At 62.1% G+C, this 17,921-nt stretch carries 18 protein-coding genes; 13 read left to right on the forward strand and 5 right to left on the reverse strand.

Annotated elements, in window-relative coordinates:
* Positions 1–164 precede the first annotated feature (164 nt).
* From ACQ4LH_RS05890 to ACQ4LH_RS05905, 4 genes are all read left to right on the forward strand, one after another.
* Positions 165–1,520 (forward strand): M16 family metallopeptidase, encoded by a 1,356-nt coding sequence (locus tag ACQ4LH_RS05890; RefSeq protein WP_430696354.1) that lies wholly within the window; start codon positions 165–167, stop codon positions 1,518–1,520.
* A complete protein-coding gene (locus ACQ4LH_RS05895; protein ID WP_430696355.1) occupies positions 1,513–2,994 on the forward strand; it encodes a M16 family metallopeptidase in 1,482 nt (493 codons plus the stop codon). Before ACQ4LH_RS05890 ends, ACQ4LH_RS05895 begins: the two co-directional genes overlap by 8 nt.
* Positions 2,994–3,602 (forward strand): 16S rRNA (guanine(966)-N(2))-methyltransferase RsmD, encoded by a 609-nt coding sequence (rsmD, locus tag ACQ4LH_RS05900; protein ID WP_430696356.1) that lies wholly within the window; start codon positions 2,994–2,996, stop codon positions 3,600–3,602. Before ACQ4LH_RS05895 ends, rsmD begins: the two co-directional genes overlap by 1 nt.
* Before the next feature lie 120 nt (positions 3,603–3,722).
* The gene (locus ACQ4LH_RS05905; RefSeq protein ID WP_430696357.1) at positions 3,723–4,718 is read left to right on the forward strand and encodes a hydrolase; all 996 of its coding nucleotides are present in this window, start codon (positions 3,723–3,725) and stop codon (positions 4,716–4,718) included.
* A gap of 2 nt (positions 4,719–4,720) precedes the next feature.
* Here ACQ4LH_RS05905 and ACQ4LH_RS05910 read toward each other — a convergent pair whose 3' ends face one another.
* The gene (locus ACQ4LH_RS05910) at positions 4,721–5,380 is read right to left on the reverse strand and encodes a TetR/AcrR family transcriptional regulator (protein WP_430696358.1); all 660 of its coding nucleotides are present in this window, start codon (positions 5,378–5,380) and stop codon (positions 4,721–4,723) included.
* Between the two features lie 236 nt (positions 5,381–5,616).
* Between ACQ4LH_RS05910 and ACQ4LH_RS05915 the strand changes: the two genes are divergently transcribed.
* The 7 genes from ACQ4LH_RS05915 (at position 5,617) to ggt (ending at position 12,312) form a co-directional block, all read left to right on the forward strand.
* Positions 5,617–7,059 carry a coniferyl aldehyde dehydrogenase gene (locus ACQ4LH_RS05915; protein WP_430696359.1) on the forward strand — a complete coding sequence of 481 codons (1,443 nt, stop codon included), beginning with the start codon at positions 5,617–5,619 and terminating at the stop codon, positions 7,057–7,059.
* Positions 7,060–7,091: 32 nt separating this feature from the next.
* Positions 7,092–7,637 carry a twin-arginine translocation pathway signal protein gene (locus tag ACQ4LH_RS05920; RefSeq protein ID WP_430696360.1) on the forward strand — a complete coding sequence of 182 codons (546 nt, stop codon included), beginning with the start codon at positions 7,092–7,094 and terminating at the stop codon, positions 7,635–7,637.
* 43 nt (positions 7,638–7,680) lie between these two features.
* Positions 7,681–9,273: a GMC family oxidoreductase N-terminal domain-containing protein gene (locus tag ACQ4LH_RS05925; protein WP_430696361.1), complete on the forward strand. Its 1,593-nt coding sequence runs from the start codon at positions 7,681–7,683 to the stop codon at positions 9,271–9,273.
* A gap of 22 nt (positions 9,274–9,295) precedes the next feature.
* Positions 9,296–9,679 (forward strand): phosphopantetheine adenylyltransferase, encoded by a 384-nt coding sequence (locus tag ACQ4LH_RS05930; protein ID WP_430696362.1) that lies wholly within the window; start codon positions 9,296–9,298, stop codon positions 9,677–9,679.
* Between the two features lie 79 nt (positions 9,680–9,758).
* Positions 9,759–10,238 carry a pantetheine-phosphate adenylyltransferase gene (gene coaD, locus ACQ4LH_RS05935; protein ID WP_160013623.1) on the forward strand — a complete coding sequence of 160 codons (480 nt, stop codon included), beginning with the start codon at positions 9,759–9,761 and terminating at the stop codon, positions 10,236–10,238.
* 113 nt (positions 10,239–10,351) lie between these two features.
* Positions 10,352–10,603: a YfhL family 4Fe-4S dicluster ferredoxin gene (locus ACQ4LH_RS05940; protein ID WP_090250215.1), complete on the forward strand. Its 252-nt coding sequence runs from the start codon at positions 10,352–10,354 to the stop codon at positions 10,601–10,603.
* Positions 10,600–12,312, forward strand: a complete 1,713-nt coding sequence (gene ggt, locus ACQ4LH_RS05945) for a gamma-glutamyltransferase (protein ID WP_430696363.1) — start codon at positions 10,600–10,602, stop codon at positions 12,310–12,312. The genes ACQ4LH_RS05940 and ggt overlap by 4 nt, the downstream gene beginning before the upstream one ends.
* 82 nt (positions 12,313–12,394) lie before the next feature.
* Here the strand turns inward: ggt and ACQ4LH_RS05950 are convergent, their stop codons facing one another.
* The 4 genes from ACQ4LH_RS05950 to ACQ4LH_RS05965 all read right to left on the reverse strand — a co-directional run bounded on the left by ACQ4LH_RS05950 (position 12,395) and on the right by ACQ4LH_RS05965 (position 15,181).
* Positions 12,395–12,733 (reverse strand): multidrug transporter, encoded by a 339-nt coding sequence (locus tag ACQ4LH_RS05950; protein ID WP_090380255.1) that lies wholly within the window; start codon positions 12,731–12,733, stop codon positions 12,395–12,397.
* Between the two features lie 76 nt (positions 12,734–12,809).
* Positions 12,810–13,388, reverse strand: a complete 579-nt coding sequence (locus ACQ4LH_RS05955) for a lysophospholipid acyltransferase family protein (RefSeq protein WP_430696364.1) — start codon at positions 13,386–13,388, stop codon at positions 12,810–12,812.
* An 83-nt stretch (positions 13,389–13,471) separates the two neighbouring features.
* The gene (gene mutM / locus ACQ4LH_RS05960; protein WP_430696365.1) at positions 13,472–14,284 is read right to left on the reverse strand and encodes a bifunctional DNA-formamidopyrimidine glycosylase/DNA-(apurinic or apyrimidinic site) lyase; all 813 of its coding nucleotides are present in this window, start codon (positions 14,282–14,284) and stop codon (positions 13,472–13,474) included.
* An 84-nt stretch (positions 14,285–14,368) separates the two neighbouring features.
* Positions 14,369–15,181 (reverse strand): HDOD domain-containing protein, encoded by an 813-nt coding sequence (locus tag ACQ4LH_RS05965; RefSeq protein ID WP_430696375.1) that lies wholly within the window; start codon positions 15,179–15,181, stop codon positions 14,369–14,371.
* Positions 15,182–15,366: 185 nt separating this feature from the next.
* Here ACQ4LH_RS05965 and ACQ4LH_RS05970 point away from each other — a divergent pair, with 185 nt between their 5' ends.
* Positions 15,367–16,563 carry a class I SAM-dependent rRNA methyltransferase gene (locus ACQ4LH_RS05970; RefSeq protein WP_430696366.1) on the forward strand — a complete coding sequence of 399 codons (1,197 nt, stop codon included), beginning with the start codon at positions 15,367–15,369 and terminating at the stop codon, positions 16,561–16,563.
* A 275-nt stretch (positions 16,564–16,838) separates the two neighbouring features.
* Positions 16,839–17,921 (forward strand): ABC transporter ATP-binding protein (locus tag ACQ4LH_RS05975; RefSeq protein ID WP_430696367.1); only part of this gene is annotated, 1,083 nt, incomplete at its 3' end.

The raw sequence follows: 17,921 nt of genomic DNA on the forward strand, positions 1-17,921 counted from the left end.
AAAGGCCGAGGCTATGCAGATCGCACACAGGTTCTATGGATTGACTGCCGCAACACGCCATACTCTGCCGCAGGTTTTGCCCAACACCTCATACCTGCGCTTCACAGCGTGCCGAGTCGCCCTCCGCGCCACGGCAACATGTCATTTACGGTGAACAGACTCCCATGCCAACGCTTGCCCATCGTGTCGCCGCCCTATGTTTCGGCGTGCTCTTTACACCGCTGCTGGCCCTGGCCGCAGAGCCGCAACCCACCCACGAATTCATCCTGGACAACGGCCTCAAGGTCATCGTGCGCGAAGACCATCGCGCGCCGGTGGTGGTCAGCCAGCTCTGGTACAAGGTTGGCTCCAGCTACGAGACGCCCGGTCAGACCGGCCTGTCCCACGCCCTCGAACACATGATGTTCAAGGGCAGCCGCAAGCTCGGCCCCGGCGAAGCATCGCGCATCCTGCGTGAACTGGGCGCCGAGGAAAACGCCTTCACCAGCGACGATTACACCGCCTACTACCAGGTGCTGGCCCGCGACCGCCTGGCCATCGCCCTGGAACTGGAAGCCGACCGTCTGGCCAGCCTCAAGCTGCCGGCCGATGAGTTCGCCAAGGAAATCGAGGTAATCAAGGAAGAGCGCCGCCTGCGCACCGACGACAAACCGTCGAGCCTGGCCTATGAGCGCTTCAAGGCCATGGCCTACCCCGCCAGCGGTTACCACACGCCAACCATCGGCTGGATGGCCGACCTCGAGCGCATGACCATCGAGGAACTGCGCGCCTGGTACGAAGCCTGGTACGCGCCAAACAACGCCACCCTGGTGGTGGTCGGTGACGTCAGCGTCGCCGAGGTGAAGATCCTCGCCGAGCGCTATTTCGGCGCCATCCCCAAGCGCACAGTGCCCACGGCCAAAGCGCCGCGAGAGCTGGCCGCACCGGGCGAGCGACGCATCACCCTGCACCTGAAAACCCAGCTGCCAAGCCTGATGATGGGCTTTAACGTGCCGGGCCTGGCCACCGCCGAACAGCCGCGCCAGGTGCATGCCCTGCGCCTGGCTGCCGCCCTGCTCGATGGCGGCTACAGCGCCCGCCTGCCGACACGCCTGGAGCGTGGCGAGGAACTGGTATCCGGCGCGTCAGCCTGGTACGACGGTTTCTCCCGTGGCGACAGCCTGTTCATCCTGTCCGCTACGCCCAACGTGCAGACCGGCAAAACCCTGGAACAGGTCGAAGCCGGCCTGTGGCGTGAGCTGGAGGATTTGAAAAACACCCCGCCAAGCGCCGAGGAACTGGCCCGCGTGCGTGCGCAAGTAATCGCCGGCCTGGTCTACGAGCGTGATTCGATCACCAGCCAGGCCACCGCCATCGGCCAACTGGAAACCGTCGGCCTGTCGTGGAAGCTGATTGATCAGGAACTGGCCGAACTGGAAGCCGTGACCCCGGCCGATATCCAGCAGGCCGCCAGCACCTTCTTTACCCGCGACCGCCTGAGCGTCGCCCATGTTCTGCCTGAGGAGAAGCGCAATGAGTGAGCGCAATGGCCTGCGCTACGGCCTGCTCGGCCTGGCGCTACTGATATTGATGGCGCTGCTGGCCCTGGTGATCAACCGCCCGGATAGCAGCCCAACCGCGGCTCCGGCCGCCGAATCGACCAGCATCGAATCCCTGGCCGCCCTTGGCGATCAGCCGCCCAGCCGCCGCGACCTGAATATCCAGACCTGGCAGACCGCCGAAGGCGCCAAGGTGCTGTTCGTCGAAGCCCGCGAGCTGCCGATGTTCGACCTGCAACTGACCTTTGCCGCCGGAAGCAGCCATGACGATGGAACCGCCGGCCTGGCCATGCTGACCAACGCCATGCTCAACGAAGGCGTGCCGGGCAAGGATGTCGGCGCAATCGCCGCCGGTTTCGAAAATCTCGGCGCCAACTTCGGCAACGGTGCGTTCCGCGACATGGCCATCGCCAGCCTGCGCAGCCTCAGCGCCGCGGACAAACGCGAACCAGCCATGCAACTGTTCAATCAGGTGCTCGGTCAACCGACCTTCCCCGACGACGCCCTGGCTCGGATCAAAAACCAGTTGCTGGCGGGCTTCGAATACCAAAAGCAGAACCCCGGCAAGCTGGCCAGCCTGGCGCTGTTCGAGCGCCTATACGGCACGCATCCCTACGCGCACTCCAGCGACGGCAATGCCGAGTCGATCCCGGCCATCAGCCGTGAGCAGCTGCAGGCCTTCCACGCCAAGGCCTACACCGCCAATAACGCGATTATTGCGCTGGTCGGCGACCTGTCGCGCAGCGACGCCGAAGCCCTGGCCAGCCAGGTGTCCGCCACCCTGCCAAAAGGCCCGGCGTTGCCACGTATTGCTCAACCGGAAGAGCCCAAGCCGGGCCTGCAGCATATCGAGTTCCCGTCCAACCAGACCCACCTGATGATTGCCCAGCTCGGCATCGACCGCCGCGACCCGGACTACGCCGCGCTCTACCTGGGCAACCAGGTATTCGGCGGCGGTGGCTTCGGCACCCGCCTGATGACCGAAGTACGCGAGAAGCGCGGCCTGACCTACGGCGTCTACTCCGGTTTCAGCGCCATGCAGGCGCGCGGCCCCTTTATGATCAACCTGCAAACCCGCGCCGAACTCAGCGACGGCACTCTGCAGCTGGTCAAAAGCATGCTCGCCGACTTTATCGCCAACGGCCCGACCAATGATGAGCTGAACAACGCCAAACGCGAGCTGGCCGGCAGCTTCCCGCTGTCCACCGCGAGCAACGCCGCCATCGTCGGCCAGTTGGGCTCCATGGGTTTCTATGACCTGCCGCTGAGCTACCTGGAAGACTTTATGCGCGACGTCGAAGCGCTGAGCGTGGAACAGGTCAAGGCCGCCATGGCCAAGCACCTCAACCCCGACGCCTTGGTGATCGTCACCGCCGGCCCGAGCGTGGCGCAGAAAGAATTGCCGCCGCCCACCGACAACCCAGCCGAGCAACCTACTGGCGTCCCGGAGCACTGATGAGCAAGCGACCTAAGCCGCCGAAAGCCAACCCCGCCCATAGCGGCGATGGCCAACTGCGGATCATCGGCGGGCAATGGCGCTCGCGTCAGTTCAACTTCCCCATGGCCGCCGGGCTTCGGCCGACGCCAAACCGGGTGCGCGAAACCCTGTTCAACTGGCTGGCGCCCTATGTCGAGGGCGCCAAGGTGCTCGACCTGTTCGCTGGCAGCGGCGCGCTGTTTCTTGAAGCGCTGTCACGCGGCGCCGGCAGCGCCCTGGCCCTGGACCTCAATCCAGCCGCCATCGCCAGCCTGCGCGGCCACCTGCAAACGCTGAACTGCGACAACGGCCAGCTGCAGCAGACCGACGCCCTGCTCTACCTGCAGAACCCGGCAGCCACGCCGTTCGATCTGGTATTTCTCGACCCGCCGTTTAACCAGAACCTGCTGCTACCCGCCTGCACCCTGCTCGAGCAGCACGGCTGGCTGGCGGCCGACGCCTGGGTCTATACCGAAAGCGAGAACTCACCTTCCAGCCTCGACATGCCCGGCAACTGGCGTCTGCACCGTGAGCAGAAGGCCGGCCAGGTGTACTACGCGCTATGGCAGCGCACGGCCGCAGCCTGAGGCAAACTCCGGGCTTCACGTCGTGAAGCCCGGTCAGGTTCTGTTATTCGCCCCACTCATTTAACTTCCGTTTCACCGCCTCAGGCCCTAGCCTGAGCGCTTTCCCAATCGATATTTGTCATGCAAACGTCCTTCAAGCCCGCCTGGTGGCTACCCGGCCCGCATCTGCAAACCCTGTGGAACCCAATGTGTCGCCAACCGGCGAAGCTTGAGCGCACGCGCGAACGGCTGTGGCTGGACGATGGTGACTTTCTTGATCTGGACTGGCATGGCCCACACCAGGCCGACGCACCGCTGGTGTTGGTCCTGCACGGTTTGACCGGTTCATCCGACTCGCTGTATGTGCTGGGTTTACAGCAGAAATTGGCGGCTCAGGGCTGGGCCAGCGTGGCGCTGAACTGGCGCGGCTGCTCCGGCGAACCGAACCTGCTGGCCCGTGGTTACCACTCCGGCGCCAGCGAGGACCTGGCGGAAACCGTACGCCACCTGCGCGCCCAACGGCCGATGGCGCCGATCTATGCCGTGGGTTATTCCCTCGGCGGCAATGTGCTGCTCAAGTACCTCGGTGAAACCGGGGCCGACAGCCAGCTTCAAGGCGCTGCGGCAGTTTCAGTGCCGTTTCGTCTGGATCAGTGTGCCGACCGCATCGGCATGGGCTTTTCCAGGGTCTACCAGAGCCACTTTATGCGCGAGATGGTGGCCTACGTGAAGGACAAGCAGCGCCTGTTCGCCCACCAGGGCATGAGCGACCGCCTATCCACCCTGGAGAAACTCGGCCCGCTAGACAATATGCGCACTTTCTGGGATTTCGACGGGCGCATCACCGCGCCGCTGCACGGCTACGCCGATGCCAAGGACTACTACCGCCGCGCGTCCAGCCGCTACTTCCTCGGCCAGATCGAGACGCCGACGCTGATTATCCAGGCCGCCGACGATCCCTTCGTCTTCCCGCATAGCCTGCCCGAAACCAGCGAGCTGTCACCCAGCATCGAATTCGAACTGCACGCCCACGGCGGCCATGTCGGCTTTGTCGAAGGCAGCCTGGGTAAACCGGGCTATTACCTGGAGCGGCGCATTCCGCAGTGGCTGGCCGAGCAGGCGGCCAAACCCCTCTAGGCTCAGATCACCTGCTCCAACGGCACATGCAGCTTGGCGTACAGCGCCTCCACCGCCTCGCGCGCTTGCGGGGCGATATAGCCGCCTTCCAGCGTCAGCACCTGGTAGATGCCACGGCGCAGCATCTCTTGGCTGAGGTCACCGGGGTTGCCGCGGGTGGTGCAGAGAAAGCGCACCCAGGAGGTCATGATGATCCAGCTGTTGAGGGTCAGCGCCTCGATCTGCGGCGCATTCATCAGCAGGATGCCGGCCTCGACAAAGCCCTGATAAATGCCCTGCGCGCGCTGCAGGCAGCGCTGCGAGAACAGCTTGTAGCGCTCGGCCAGCTCAGCGTCGCTGTCGAGCAGGTGTTCCAGATCGCGGTGCAAAAAGCGGTAGTGCCACATCGCGGCGAGCAACGCTTCCAAATAGAAGGTCTTGTCCTGCACCGTCAGCGCGCGGCCTTCTGGGCGGCGCAGAAAGGTATCCACCTGACTTTCGTAGAGGGCAAACAGCTCGGCGATGATCGCCTGCTTGTTACGGAAGTGGTAGTACAGGTTGCCCGGTGAAATCCCCAGGTGCGCGGCGATATGGTTGGTGGTGACGCTGCGCTCGCCCTGGGCATTAAACAGCGCCAGGCTCTCCTGAATAATGCGTTCGCGGGTTTTCAGTGGGACTGACATAACGGCTCGTTCTCAACTCAAAAGCCCGGCAAAGGTACAGGCAGAACCATCAGAAGTGTTACCGGAAAAAGCCGCGGAAACATGCGCTAACTTTTCGTTGGGCTGCGTTGGTCGGCCAGGCAGGCGATGCTATTTGACAGATTAGAGCAATTGCTCTAAAAATCCAGCACACCTTTTCTGCAGCGGCCTCAGCTCATCTGACGCACTGCATTGCTGGAATGCCGAGGAGCTACACCATGGTCGCCGACGTCGCTTACCTAGAACAAAGCCTGCAACGCAGCCAACAGCAGCTCAGCCAGCTGGAGAGCAGCTTTGCCCGTCAGCGCCAGGCGTTCAAGACCAACCCCATGCCTTCGGCCGAGCAGCGCATCCAGTGGCTCAACGTGTTGCGCGACTTGCTCAGCAATGAGCGTGACGCGCTGATCGGCGCCATCTCCCAGGATTTCAGCAACCGCAGCGCCGATGAAACCCTGCTCGCCGAGTTGATGCCCAGCCTGCATGGCATTCACTACGCGACCAAGCGCATCAAGAAATGGATGAAGCCTTCACGGCGTAGCGTCGGCATGCAATTTATGCCGGCTTCGGCCAAGGTCATCTATCAGCCGCTGGGCGTGGTCGGGGTGATCGTGCCGTGGAACTACCCGCTGTTTCTCGCCATCGGCCCGCTGGTTGGCGCCCTGGCGGCCGGCAACCGGGTGATGATCAAGATGAGTGAGTCGACCCCGGCCACCTCGCAGCTGATCAAGGATCTGCTGGCTAAAGTCTTCCCCGAGGATCTGGTAACCGTGGTGCTGGGCGAGGCGGAAGTGGGCATGGCCTTCTCCAAACTGCCGTTCGACCATCTGCTGTTCACTGGCGCCACCAGCATCGGCAAACACGTGATGCGCGCCGCCGCCGAGAACCTGACCCCGGTCACCCTGGAACTGGGCGGCAAGTCACCGGCCATCGTTTCGGCCTGCGTGCCGTTGAGTGACGCCGCCGAACGTATCGCCTTCGGCAAAACCATGAATGCCGGCCAGACCTGCGTGGCCCCGGATTACGTGCTGGTGCCGAAAGACCGCGTGGAGGGCTTTGTCGAGGCTTACCGCAATGCGGTGCAGAGCTTCTACCCGCAACTCAAGGACAACCCGGACTACACCGCGATCATCAACGAGCGTCAGCAGCAGCGCCTCAATGGCTACCTGCAGGACGCTGAAAGCAAAGGTGCGACCATTATTCCGCTGTACCCCGAAGCTCAGGGCCGGCGCATGCCGCAGGCCGTGCTGCTGAACGTGACGGATGAGATGAAGGTGATGCAGGACGAGATTTTCGGCCCGCTGCTGCCGATCATCCCCTACGACAAGCTGGAAGATGCCTTCGCCTTTATCAATGAGCGCGACCGGCCGCTGGCGCTGTACTACTTCGGCTACGACAAGAGCGAGCAGCAGCGCGTGCTGCACGAGACTCATTCCGGCGGCGTGTGCCTCAACGACACCCTGCTGCACGTGGCCCAGGACGATATGCCATTCGGCGGCGTCGGCCCGTCCGGCATGGGGCATTACCACGGCCATGAAGGCTTTCTAACCTTCAGCAAGGCCAAGGGCGTGTTTATCAAGCAGCGCTTCAACGCCGCCAAGCTGATCTATCCGCCCTACGGCAAAGCCCTGCAGAAACTGGTGTACAAGCTGTTCGTTCGCTAACACAAAATGGCCTGATTCGGTGATAACAATAAATGCACAACACCATGCTTGAAGCGCCGAACCTGACTCGGCGCAACCTGCTCAAGGTCAGTTTGATGGGCTCGGCCTTTCTCGCCACCGCAGGGCTGACTGCCAGCCTCAGCGGCTGTTCGGCGAGCACGCCGAAAGCCGGTTTTGCGGTAATTCGCGAGTCCGATCTGGCCTTTCTGCATGCCTTGATCCCGGTGATGCTGGCCGGCGCGGTAACGGCCGAGAAGATGCCGCAAGCAGTCGAAGGCACCCTCGCCAGCCTCGACTACAGCCTTGATCACGTCTCGCCGGAACTGCTCAAGCTGACCGTGCAGCTGTTCGACGTGCTGGCCATGCCGATCACCCGCGGCCCGCTGACTGGCGTCTGGGGCAGCTGGGAAAACGCATCACCCGCCGACGTGCAGGCGTTTCTCGACCGCTGGCAGAACAGCTCGATCGGCCTGCTAAAAATGGGCCACGCCTCGCTGCTGCAGCTGGTGATGATGAGCTGGTATAGCCGGGCCGAGTCCTGGGCACATTGCGGCTACCCCGGCCCACCAACAGTCTGACCCTGCGTCACCTCTAATAAGAATTCGCCTGAGAGCACCTTAAATGCCTGTACCCGACAGCTTCAAAGAAGGCCTGGCCCGTGGCTGGAAGACCTATAACGGCTCACGCCTGGACAGCGATCTGACCCTGGAAGCCGACGTGGCCATCGTCGGCAGCGGCGCCGGCGGCGGCACCACGGCGGAAATCCTCAGCGCGGCCGGCTTCAAGGTGCTGTTGATCGAGGAGGGGCCGCTGAAGACCAGCGACGACTTCAAGATGCTCGAAGACAAGGCCTACGCCAGCCTCTATCAGGAAGGCATCGGCCGCATGAGCAAGGACGGCGCAATCACCATCATGCAAGGCCGCGCGGTCGGCGGCACCACGCTGATCAACTGGACCTCAAGCTTTCGCACGCCCGCGCCAACCCTGGAGCACTGGGCCAAGGAGCATGGCGTAAAAGGCCACAGCCCCGGGGAAATGGCGCCCTGGTTCGAGCAGATGGAACAGCGCCTGGGCGTCGCGCCCTGGGTCGTGCCGCCGAATGCCAACAACGCGGTAATCAGCAGCGGCTGCGACAAGCTCGGCTACGAGTGGCAGACGATTCCGCGCAACGTGCGCGGCTGCTGGAACCTCGGTTACTGCGGCATGGGCTGCCCGACCAACGCCAAGCAGTCGATGCTGGTCACCACCATCCCGGCGACCTTAGATAAAGGCGGCGAGCTGCTCTATCTGGCCCGCGCCGAGCGCCTGCTAATCGAAGGCGACCAAGTCACGGGCATCGAATGCCTGGGCATGGACGAACGCTGCGTCGCCCCCAATGGCCGCAAGATCACGATCAAGGCCAAGCATTACGTACTGTCCGGTGGCGGCATCAATACCCCAGGGATTCTCCTGCGCTCGAATGCACCGGACCCGCACCAGCGCACCGGCAAGCGTACCTTCCTGCACCTGGTGAACTTCTCCGCAGCCTTGTTCGATCAGGTGATCAACCCCTTCTACGGCGCGCCGCAGTCGATCTACTCCGACCATTTCCAATGGGATGACGGCACCGCCGGGCGCCTGTCTTACAAGCTCGAAGTGCCACCGCTGCAGCCGGCGCTGACCGCCACCCTGCTCGGCCGCTTTGGCATCGACAACGCCATGCGCATGGAGCAACTACCCAATACCAACGTAATGCTCGCCCTGCTGCGCGACGGCTTCCACCCGGACAGCGCCGAAGGCACGGTGGAACTGCGCGGCGATGGCAGCCCGGTGCTCGACTACCAGATGACCGATTACACCTGGGACGGCGTACGCCGCGCCTTCCATACTATGGCCGAGATCCAGTTCGCCGCCGGGGCCAAGGCTGTGCTGCCGCTGCACGCCGACGCCGGCTATGTGAAGACCCTCGCCGAAGCGAAAAGCCTGATCGACAACCTCAGCCTGGAGCTGTACCGCACTCGCCTGGGCAGCGCTCACGTCATGGGCGGCTGCGCCATGGGTGAAGACCCGCAGCAGGCCGTCACCGACAGCCTGGGTCGCCACCATCAACTGAGCAACCTGTCGATCCATGATGGTTCGCTGTTCCCCACCAGCATCGGCGCCAACCCGCAGCTGTCGATCTACGGCCTGACCGCCAAGCTGGCCAGCCAATTGGCTGAGCGGCTGCGCGCCTAGCTAATCTCGGAGGGGCCAGACCATGTTGCAGAAAGTGGTTTCCGTGCTGCTGATCATCGCCGGCATCATTCACTTGCTGCCGCTTAGCGGCGTACTCGGCGCAGAACGCCTGGCGCAACTCTATGGCCTGACCTTCCAGGAACCCAACCTGCTTCTGCTGATGCGCAGCCGCGCCGTGCTGTTTGGCCTGCTCGGCGCCTTGCTGGTCTACGCCGCATTCCGCCCAGCACTGCAACCGATCGCCCTGATCGGCGGCATGCTTAGCGTGCTGAGCTTTCTCTACCTGGCCTGGAGCACTCCCGGTTACAACGAGGCGCTGCGCCGAGTGGTGATCGCCGATTGGGTGGCGCTGGTATGTTTGGTGATCGCGTCCTTGCTGGTTTTTCTGGCCCGTAGCAGAACCTGAGGCCAAACGCACCGACTTGGCCGCAGTCGCCTTGCTGCGCTACCATCCGACTCCCCAACGGACCCGCCAGGACGTCACGATGAATCGAGTGTTATACCCAGGCACCTTCGACCCCATCACCAAGGGGCACGGCGACCTGGTCGAGCGTGCCGCACGGCTGTTCGACAGCGTGATCATTGCGGTCGCCGCCAGTCCGAAGAAGAACCCGCTGTTCAGCCTGGAGCAACGCGTCGAGCTGGCCCGGGAAGTCACCCAGCACCTGCCCAACGTTGAAGTAGTCGGCTTCTCCACCCTGCTGGCGCACTTTGCCAAAGAACAAGGCGCGAACGTATTCCTGCGTGGCCTGCGCGCGGTATCGGACTTCGAGTACGAATTCCAACTGGCCAATATGAACCGCCAGCTGGCTCCGGACGTGGAAAGCCTGTTCCTGACCCCGTCGGAAAAGTACTCGTTTATCTCCTCGACCCTAGTCCGCGAAATTGCAGCACTGGGCGGCGATATCTCCAATTTCGTGCACCCGGCCGTGGCCGCCGCGCTGACCGAACGCTTCAAGCGCTAAGCCATTGCCGCCAGGCCGCGTGCATGCGCGGCCCCGATGCGGCACAATTCGCGCCATAGTCTTTCTGCACACATCTAGGCTGCGCCCAGAGCGGCAGCAGGAGTGGTTCTGTCATGTCCCTGATCATCACCGACGACTGCATCAACTGCGACGTCTGCGAACCCGAATGCCCGAACGCTGCAATTTCCCAGGGCGAAGAGATTTACGAGATCGACCCCAACCTGTGCACTGAATGCGTCGGTCACTATGACGAGCCGCAGTGCCAGCAGGTCTGTCCGGTCGATTGCATCCCGCTCGATGAGAACAATGTCGAGAGCAAAGATGAGTTGATGCAGAAGTACCTGATCATTACCGGCAAAGCATGAAGACCGGCCGCCTGATCCGCGGCCTTCTCCCCTGGCGCCCGCTGCTCGGTGCGCTTGCCCTACTCTGCGCCCTTGAGCTGCATGCCGCAGCCCAGCCTGAACGCATCGCCATTGCCAGCGCACACCCAGCCGCCACCGTGGCCGGTCAGGAAACCCTGGCCCTGGGCGGCAACGCCTTTGATGCTGCAGTGGCCATCAGCGCAGCGCTTGCGGTGGTCGAACCCTACGGCTCTGGGCTGGGCGGCGGTGGTTTCTTTCTGCTGCGCGAAGCCGGCGAATCACCCACCTACCGCTTTCTCGATGCCCGCGAACGTGCGCCCCAGGCGGCGCATGCTGACCTTTATCGGGTTGACGGCGAGATCCGCAAAGACCTTTCGCTAAATGGCGCACTGGCCGCCGCCATTCCTGGCCTGCCGGCAGCACTGGTAGAGCTGGCCGAACGCTTCGGCCGCCTGCCGCTACGCGACTCGCTGGCGCCGGCCATTCGCCTGGCACGCAGTGGCGTCAGCATCGACCGGGTTTACCGGGAACGCGCCGGCTGGCGTCTCGATGCCATGCGCCAGCATGCGGAAACCGCACGAATCTTCCTCGATAAAGGGGAAATCCCCGAAGAGTTTGGCCTGCTGCGCCAGCCCGAACTGGCCCGCACCCTGGAGTTGCTTGGCACAAAGGGCCTTCAGGGCTTCTACGCCGGAACGGTGGCCGCGCAAATGGTCAAAGCGGTGCGTGATGCCGGCGGCATCTGGACACTCAAGGACTTGATCGACTACCGCATCGTTGAACGCCAGCCGTTGCGCGTATCGCTTGATCAAGGCCGTGAATTGATCAGCGCACCACCGCCCTCAGCCGGCGGTATTGCCCTGGGGCAAAGCCTGCTGATGCTGCAGCAACTGCCCTGGCAACAGGCTGATAGCGTGCAGCGCACTCACCTGGTGGTGGAAACGCTGCGCCGCGCCTACCGGGATCGTGGCCTGCTAGGCGACCCGGATTTTGTGCGCAACCCGGCGCAGCAACTACTGGCCCCTGCTTACCTAAAACAGCTGGCCAGCAGCATCGACCCACAACGCGCAACGCCGAGTGACAGCCTGCCGCCCAGCAAAACCTGGCAGGAAGGCGACCACACAACCCATTTCTCGGTGCTCGACAATGAGGGTAATGCGGTGGCCGCGACCCTATCGGTCAACCTGCCGTTCGGCGCAGCCTTTACCGCACCCGGCACCGGAGTACTGCTGAATAATGAAATGGATGACTTTGCGGCTGATATTCAGGGAGCCAACACATACGGTCTGACTGGTAGCCAGGCCAACAGCATCGCTGCCGGCAAACGACCGCTATCGAGCATGAGCCCAAGCTTTATCGAAAGCACCGAGGACTTCGCCAGCTTCGGCACGCCGGGTGGCAGCCGGATTCCCAGTATGGTGCTGCTGGCGATGCTGCAGTATTTGGATCAACAACCGATCGAGCGCTGGCCCAGCGTCAGCCGCTACCACCACCAATTCCGCCCGGATCTGATCGAGCATGAGTCGAACACATTCAGCCCAGCAGAAGTCGCGACGCTAGAAGCGCTCGGGCATCAATTGAAATCGACAGGCAGGCAATACGGCAATCAGCAGGTGCTGCTGTGGGACAAGCAGGGCGGGAAAGTTGAAGCGGCGAGCGATCCACGCGGGATCGGTACTGCGGTGGTCACACCAGTCGTACCGCAGTAATGCGGATAACTGATACGCCAGACAAGAGCTTCTCAGGGCTGCCAAACCAAACACCGCAGCAGCCCAGAAGCAGATAAAGCAATCAGTTCTGCTTGTAGCCGCTAGTGGTGCAGCCCAGGCAGCGTACAAAAGCTTCCTTGCCTGGCTCAACGACCAGTGCATGGCCCGCTTCACCAATATTACCGCCAGCGGCCGTGAACGGCAGGCTCACCACGAATGCCACAGCACCGATGGCAGTTGCGCCAATCAGCAATGGCCGGGCAATCAACAGATCGCCAATCATCGAAAACGCTTTTGGAGCGTTAGCCGTATAAAGAGGGTCGCCGCTAGTGTTCTGCTGCGCTACGTCAGCATAAGCCGGCAGCGCCAGCAGGCCAGTGGTCAGCGCCAGAGCAGCAGCGGTTGAGCGGAACAGTTTCATGGGGCGATCCTTCAGCTATTAGGAGGCGGTGAGACTAACTATAACAGCGCATTGGTAATTGTCAGCGTGACGGCCGTCAATCGCCATAAAAGGCGTATTGAGGTTTTTTCGGAATAAAGGGCCGGTAAAACGCCAGAATCTCCTTGAGATCGGCTGTTTCATCCCCGGTCGGCATAAAGGTCGGGCCAATAAATACACGCCGATTCTGGTAATCCAGAGCGCCAAGAACTATCGGCACGCCCGCACCGAGGGCAATGTGATAGAAACCCATCTTCCAACGTTCGACCTTTTTACGGGTTCCCTCCGGCGAGAGGATCAGCATAAATTGCTGATGTTCGCTAAAGGCCTGCACCGCCTGCTCAACCGTCTTGCCCTGGCGTTCGCGGCGAATAGCGATACCGCCCCACAGCCGCATCAGCGCGCCAAAGGGCCAGCGAAAAATCGTGTGCTTGCCGAACCAGCGGGCGTTCAGGCGCAGAACGAATTTCACCGCGATAAAAATCACGAAGTCCCAGTTCGAGGTGTGGTGCGCGCCAATCACTACAAACTTGTCGAGCTTCGGCAGCTGGCCTTCGATACGCCAACCCATCAATTTCAGCACCATACGGCCAACCCACTCGGCCAGAGGGTTACGGGGCAGATAGTTACCGGACATCAAAAACCTCGGTGTTTCTTATTGTTGTGTAATCAGTTCAGACACCCGTGCCTGACGGCCAAACTTAGCCCGACGAAAACCTCTTAACGTTGGCAGCGCGGACAATAAACGCTGGCGCGCTGACCCAGTTTGACCTCGCGCAGGGTGCTGCCGCAGTGCTTGCAGAATTCACCGCCGCGACCGTAGACGAACAGCTCCTGCTGGAAATAGCCCGGCTGACCATCACCACCGACAAAGTCACGCAATGTGGTGCCGCCGCGCTCGATGGCATGGGCGAGGATGCGCTTGATCTCATCCGCCAGCGTCAGATAGCGCGCCCGCGATACGGAGCCCGCCTCACGGCGCGGGTCGATGCCGGCAGCAAACAGCGCCTCGCTTGCGTAGATATTGCCGACACCAACCACCACGGCGTTGTCCATGATAAAGGGCTTGATCGCCATGGCGCGGCCACGGGACAGCTGAAACAGCCGCTCGCCATCGAACAGCTCGGTCAACGGCTCCGGCCCTAGCTTGCTAAGCAGCACATGGCTCAACGGCTCGGCGCTCCAGAGCAACGCACCGAAACGCCGCGGATCGGTGTAGCGCAGGGCCAGCCCCGACTCCAGCTCGATATCCACATGCTCATGTTTGGCCGCCGGCAGGCCCGCTTCGACCAGACGCAGGCTGCCAGACATACCCAGATGGCTGATCAAACTGCCGGTTTCGGCCTTGATCAGCAGGTACTTGGCACGCCGCTCGACGCATTCGATGCGCTGCCCGGACAGCTGGATATCCAGGTCTTCGGGTATCGGCCAGCGCAGGCGGCGTTCGCGCACGATCACCCGGCTGACGCGCTGGCCCTCAAGGAACGGCGCGATGCCGCGGCGAGTGGTTTCTACTTCAGGAAGTTCTGGCATAACGAGTGATCAGCTGAGCAATCCGAGCGGGCGCCTACCTTAGCAGGAATGCCCCAACATCGACGAGGCAGGCTAGCTGGCCGATTAACTCGCCCCTAAGTCGCGAATGCTCTCGCGCAGGTTCTCGAAGTCATAACCGGACAGGCCGACATACTCCAGCACCAGCTGTTCGATGCTCTGCCATTCATGATCATCCGGCTGATTGCCCAGCACCAGATGGCTTTCACAGATGTGCTCGGCCATCTTCAGAATCGCCAGCAGAGTTTTCAGCTGCGCATCGCGGCTGGAGTCCTCGGTAAAAATCGCCAGGGCGTTGTGGTGGCTGGCAATCGCCTCACACAGGTGCAACGGCAGGTTCCATGACTTGGCGGTGAAGTAGCCGACTACCGCGTGGTTGGTATTAAGCAGGCGGTTCTCGGTATCCACCACGCGGCGCTCACCGATGGCACTGGCGTAGGCCTCCTCCAACACAGTCATGTAATTGGGGAAGCGCTTGATCATCAGCGGAATGCCGCAGTTGTGAAACAAGCCGAGAGTGTAGGCCTCATCCGGCGAGTGATAGCCGATGCGCTTGGCCAGGGTCAGGCAGGTCATCGCCACATCCTGGGCGGTGTCCCAGAAACGGTTGAGGGTGACGATGGCCTCATCGGTCAGCTCGCCGCGGATCGACTGCGCATTGATCAGGTTGATCACCGTGTTGCAGCCCAGCAGGTTGACCGCCTGCTGGATCGAAGCGATGCGGTTGGTCAGGCCGAAAAACGGTGAATTCACCAGCTTCAGCAGCGCTCCAGACAGCCCAGGGTCCTGCCCAATTAGCTTGGCGATGGCACGCAGATCCGGGCTCGGCATCACCTGTTCCATCTGCAAATCCACCATGATCTGCGGCTGCGGCGGCACGCTAATGCCCTGCAGCACTTGCTGGATATATTCGGCGGAGAGCTCTTGGGGCATGACAGGAACAACCGGAATGAGAAGTGAACCACAGTCTAGCTAAACCCCCAGCACTTCCACAGGCGACTTTTGTAACCGCCGCAAGGCCAGCGAACCCGCTATAATTCCGCTCTTTTTTCGGAGTCCCCAGCATGTCCCTGCCCAGCCTGCGCCTGAAAGCCAACGCCGATCGACGCCTGCGCGCCGGCCATCTGTGGGTCTACAGCAACGAAATCGACGTCGCCGCCACCCCACTCAGCGGTTTCCAGGCCGGCGACCAGGCCATCCTCGAGGCGACCGGCGGTAAGCCGCTGGGCGTCGTCGCGATGAGCCCGAACAACCTGATCTGCGCGCGCCTGCTGTCGCGCGATGTCAAACACGTGCTGGACAAGTCGCTGCTGGTGCACCGCATCAATGTGGCCCTGTCGCTGCGCGAGCGGCTGTTCGACAAGCCTTGCTACCGCCTGGTGTATGGCGATTCCGACCTGCTACCAGGCCTGGTGGTCGACCGCTTCTTCGACATCCTGGTGGTGCAACTGGCCTCCGCCACCATGGAACGCCACAAGGATGACGTGCTCGCCGCGCTGATTCAGGTGTGCAAACCCAGCGGCATCCTGCTCAAGAATGACTCCGCCGCCCGCGACGCCGAGGGCCTGGCGCGTTATGTGGAAACCCCGTTCGGCGTGGTACCGGAGTGGGTTGCCCTGGAAGAGAACGGCGTGAAGTTTGAAGCGCCAGTGATCGAAGGGCAGAAAACCGGCTGGTTCTACGACCACCGCATGAACCGCGCACGCCTGGCGCCTTACGTCAAAGGCAAACGCGTGCTCGACCTGTTCAGTTATATCGGCGGCTGGGGCGTGCAGGCTGCGGCCTTTGGTGCCAGTGACGTGATGTGTGTGGATGCCTCCGGCTTCGCCCTCGACGGCGTGGAGCGCAACGCCGCGCTGAACGGTTTGACCGACCAGGTCGCCTGCGTAGAGGGTGATGTGTTCGAGGCGTTGAAACAGCTGAAATCCGCGGAAGAACGCTTCGACGTGATCGTCGCCGACCCACCCGCCTTTATCAAACGCAAGAAAGACCAGAAGAACGGTGAAGGCGCGTATCGCCGCCTTAATGAACAGGCTATGCGCCTGCTCAACAAGGACGGCATCCTGATCAGCGCCAGCTGCTCCATGCACCTGGAAGAAGACAACCTGCAGAACATCCTGCTGACCAGCGCGCGCCATCTGGACCGCAATATCCAGCTGCTCGAACGCGGCGCCCAGGGCCCGGATCATCCGGTACACCCGGCCATCAATGAGACCCGCTATATCAAGAGCCTCACCGTCCGCTTGCTGCCCAATAGCTGAGCACCTGCACCTGCCGAGTGCGTGTCGGCAGGTGCTTCTTTCTCTCCCGCGCTGTTACCACTCCCCACACCCGCCTGGCGCACCCCCGCGCCTGGGCTAGGCTTACCCCCCAGCACTGCAGCGCCCGCGATGAGCCACAGCGGACTGGCACAGTGCTTGCGTAACTTGAACATTCAAACAAGTACCCGTTACAGCATAGAAGCGGGCGCGCGGATTCAAGTATTCAGATAACGGCCACAAGCTGCTGTCTGTTCAGAGCACATTTGGGGAGGGGTATGGCTGACCTGGCTGGGGACAAACCGTTCCTGCAATTCACCAACGTCAAGAAGACTTACGACCACAAGAATCTAGTGGTCAAGGATTTCAACCTGGATGTGGCCAAGGGCGAATTTATCACCCTGCTCGGCCCTTCCGGCTCGGGTAAAACCACTTGCCTGATGATGCTCGCCGGGTTTGAGGACGTGACCAGCGGCGAGATCCTGATCAACGGCCGCTCGGTCACCAGCATCGCGCCATACCAGCGCAATATCGGCATGGTGTTCCAGCAGTACGCGCTGTTCCCGCACATGACCCTGCGCGAAAACCTCGCCTACCCGCTGAAGATCCGCAAGCAGCCCAAAGAAGTGATTCGCGCCAAGGTCGATGAATACCTGTCGCTGGTCGAGCTGCTGGATTTCGGTAACCGCTTCCCCGGGCAACTCTCCGGCGGCCAGCGCCAGCGTGTGGCCCTGGCTCGCGCGCTGATCTTCGCCCCCGACATCGTATTGATGGACGAGCCCCTCGGCGCACTGGACAAGAAGCTGCGCGAGCAGATGCAATTCGAGATCAAGCGCCTGCACGAGCAACTCGGTTTTACCGTGATCTACGTGACCCACGACCAGACCGAAGCCCTGACCATGAGCGACCGCATCGCCGTGTTCAATAACGGCATCGTCCAGCAGTGCGCGCCGCCCCACGTGCTCTACGAGCGCCCGGCCAACCTGTTCGTCGCCGACTTTATCGGCGAGAGCAACAAGCTCAAGGGCGTGATCGAATCGGTCGGATCTGAGACCGTCGAAGTGCGCCTGGACGACGGCGCCATGGTCAGTTCGCTGAAGGCCAACTGCACGGAAGTCGGCCTGCCCACCACGGTGTCGATACGCCCGGAGAAACTCACCTTTACCGACCGCCTAGGCGCCGCCGGCAACCAGGTCATGGCGCGTTTCATCACCCGCCACTATGTCGGCGAATACATCCGCTACCACTTCGAAACCGCTGACGGCACCGAGCTGGTGGTGAAGAACATGAATGACAGCAGCGCCCCGCAACTCAGTGCCAAGGAAGAAGTCGCCCTGGCCTGGCTGCCGCAAGACAGCCAG

Source organism: Pseudomonas peli, assembly GCF_050563605.1.
GTDB lineage: Bacteria > Pseudomonadota > Gammaproteobacteria > Pseudomonadales > Pseudomonadaceae > Aquipseudomonas > Aquipseudomonas peli_A.

What these genes read in the sequence shown, in the direction of transcription:
- ACQ4LH_RS05890 (WP_430696354.1), top strand. Translation starts at nt 165, where the DNA reads ATGCCAACGCTTGCCCATCGTGTCGCCGCCCTATGTTTCGGCGTGCTC.
- ACQ4LH_RS05895 (WP_430696355.1), top strand. Translation starts at nt 1,513, where the DNA reads ATGAGTGAGCGCAATGGCCTGCGCTACGGCCTGCTCGGCCTGGCGCTA.
- rsmD (WP_430696356.1), top strand. Translation starts at nt 2,994, where the DNA reads ATGAGCAAGCGACCTAAGCCGCCGAAAGCCAACCCCGCCCATAGCGGC.
- ACQ4LH_RS05905 (WP_430696357.1), top strand. Translation starts at nt 3,723, where the DNA reads ATGCAAACGTCCTTCAAGCCCGCCTGGTGGCTACCCGGCCCGCATCTG.
- ACQ4LH_RS05910 (WP_430696358.1), bottom strand. Translation starts at nt 5,380, where the DNA reads ATGTCAGTCCCACTGAAAACCCGCGAACGCATTATTCAGGAGAGCCTG.
- ACQ4LH_RS05915 (WP_430696359.1), top strand. Translation starts at nt 5,617, where the DNA reads ATGGTCGCCGACGTCGCTTACCTAGAACAAAGCCTGCAACGCAGCCAA.
- ACQ4LH_RS05920 (WP_430696360.1), top strand. Translation starts at nt 7,092, where the DNA reads ATGCACAACACCATGCTTGAAGCGCCGAACCTGACTCGGCGCAACCTG.
- ACQ4LH_RS05925 (WP_430696361.1), top strand. Translation starts at nt 7,681, where the DNA reads ATGCCTGTACCCGACAGCTTCAAAGAAGGCCTGGCCCGTGGCTGGAAG.
- ACQ4LH_RS05930 (WP_430696362.1), top strand. Translation starts at nt 9,296, where the DNA reads ATGTTGCAGAAAGTGGTTTCCGTGCTGCTGATCATCGCCGGCATCATT.
- coaD (WP_160013623.1), top strand. Translation starts at nt 9,759, where the DNA reads ATGAATCGAGTGTTATACCCAGGCACCTTCGACCCCATCACCAAGGGG.
- ACQ4LH_RS05940 (WP_090250215.1), top strand. Translation starts at nt 10,352, where the DNA reads ATGTCCCTGATCATCACCGACGACTGCATCAACTGCGACGTCTGCGAA.
- ggt (WP_430696363.1), top strand. Translation starts at nt 10,600, where the DNA reads ATGAAGACCGGCCGCCTGATCCGCGGCCTTCTCCCCTGGCGCCCGCTG.
- ACQ4LH_RS05950 (WP_090380255.1), bottom strand. Translation starts at nt 12,733, where the DNA reads ATGAAACTGTTCCGCTCAACCGCTGCTGCTCTGGCGCTGACCACTGGC.
- ACQ4LH_RS05955 (WP_430696364.1), bottom strand. Translation starts at nt 13,388, where the DNA reads ATGTCCGGTAACTATCTGCCCCGTAACCCTCTGGCCGAGTGGGTTGGC.
- mutM (WP_430696365.1), bottom strand. Translation starts at nt 14,284, where the DNA reads ATGCCAGAACTTCCTGAAGTAGAAACCACTCGCCGCGGCATCGCGCCG.
- ACQ4LH_RS05970 (WP_430696366.1), top strand. Translation starts at nt 15,367, where the DNA reads ATGTCCCTGCCCAGCCTGCGCCTGAAAGCCAACGCCGATCGACGCCTG.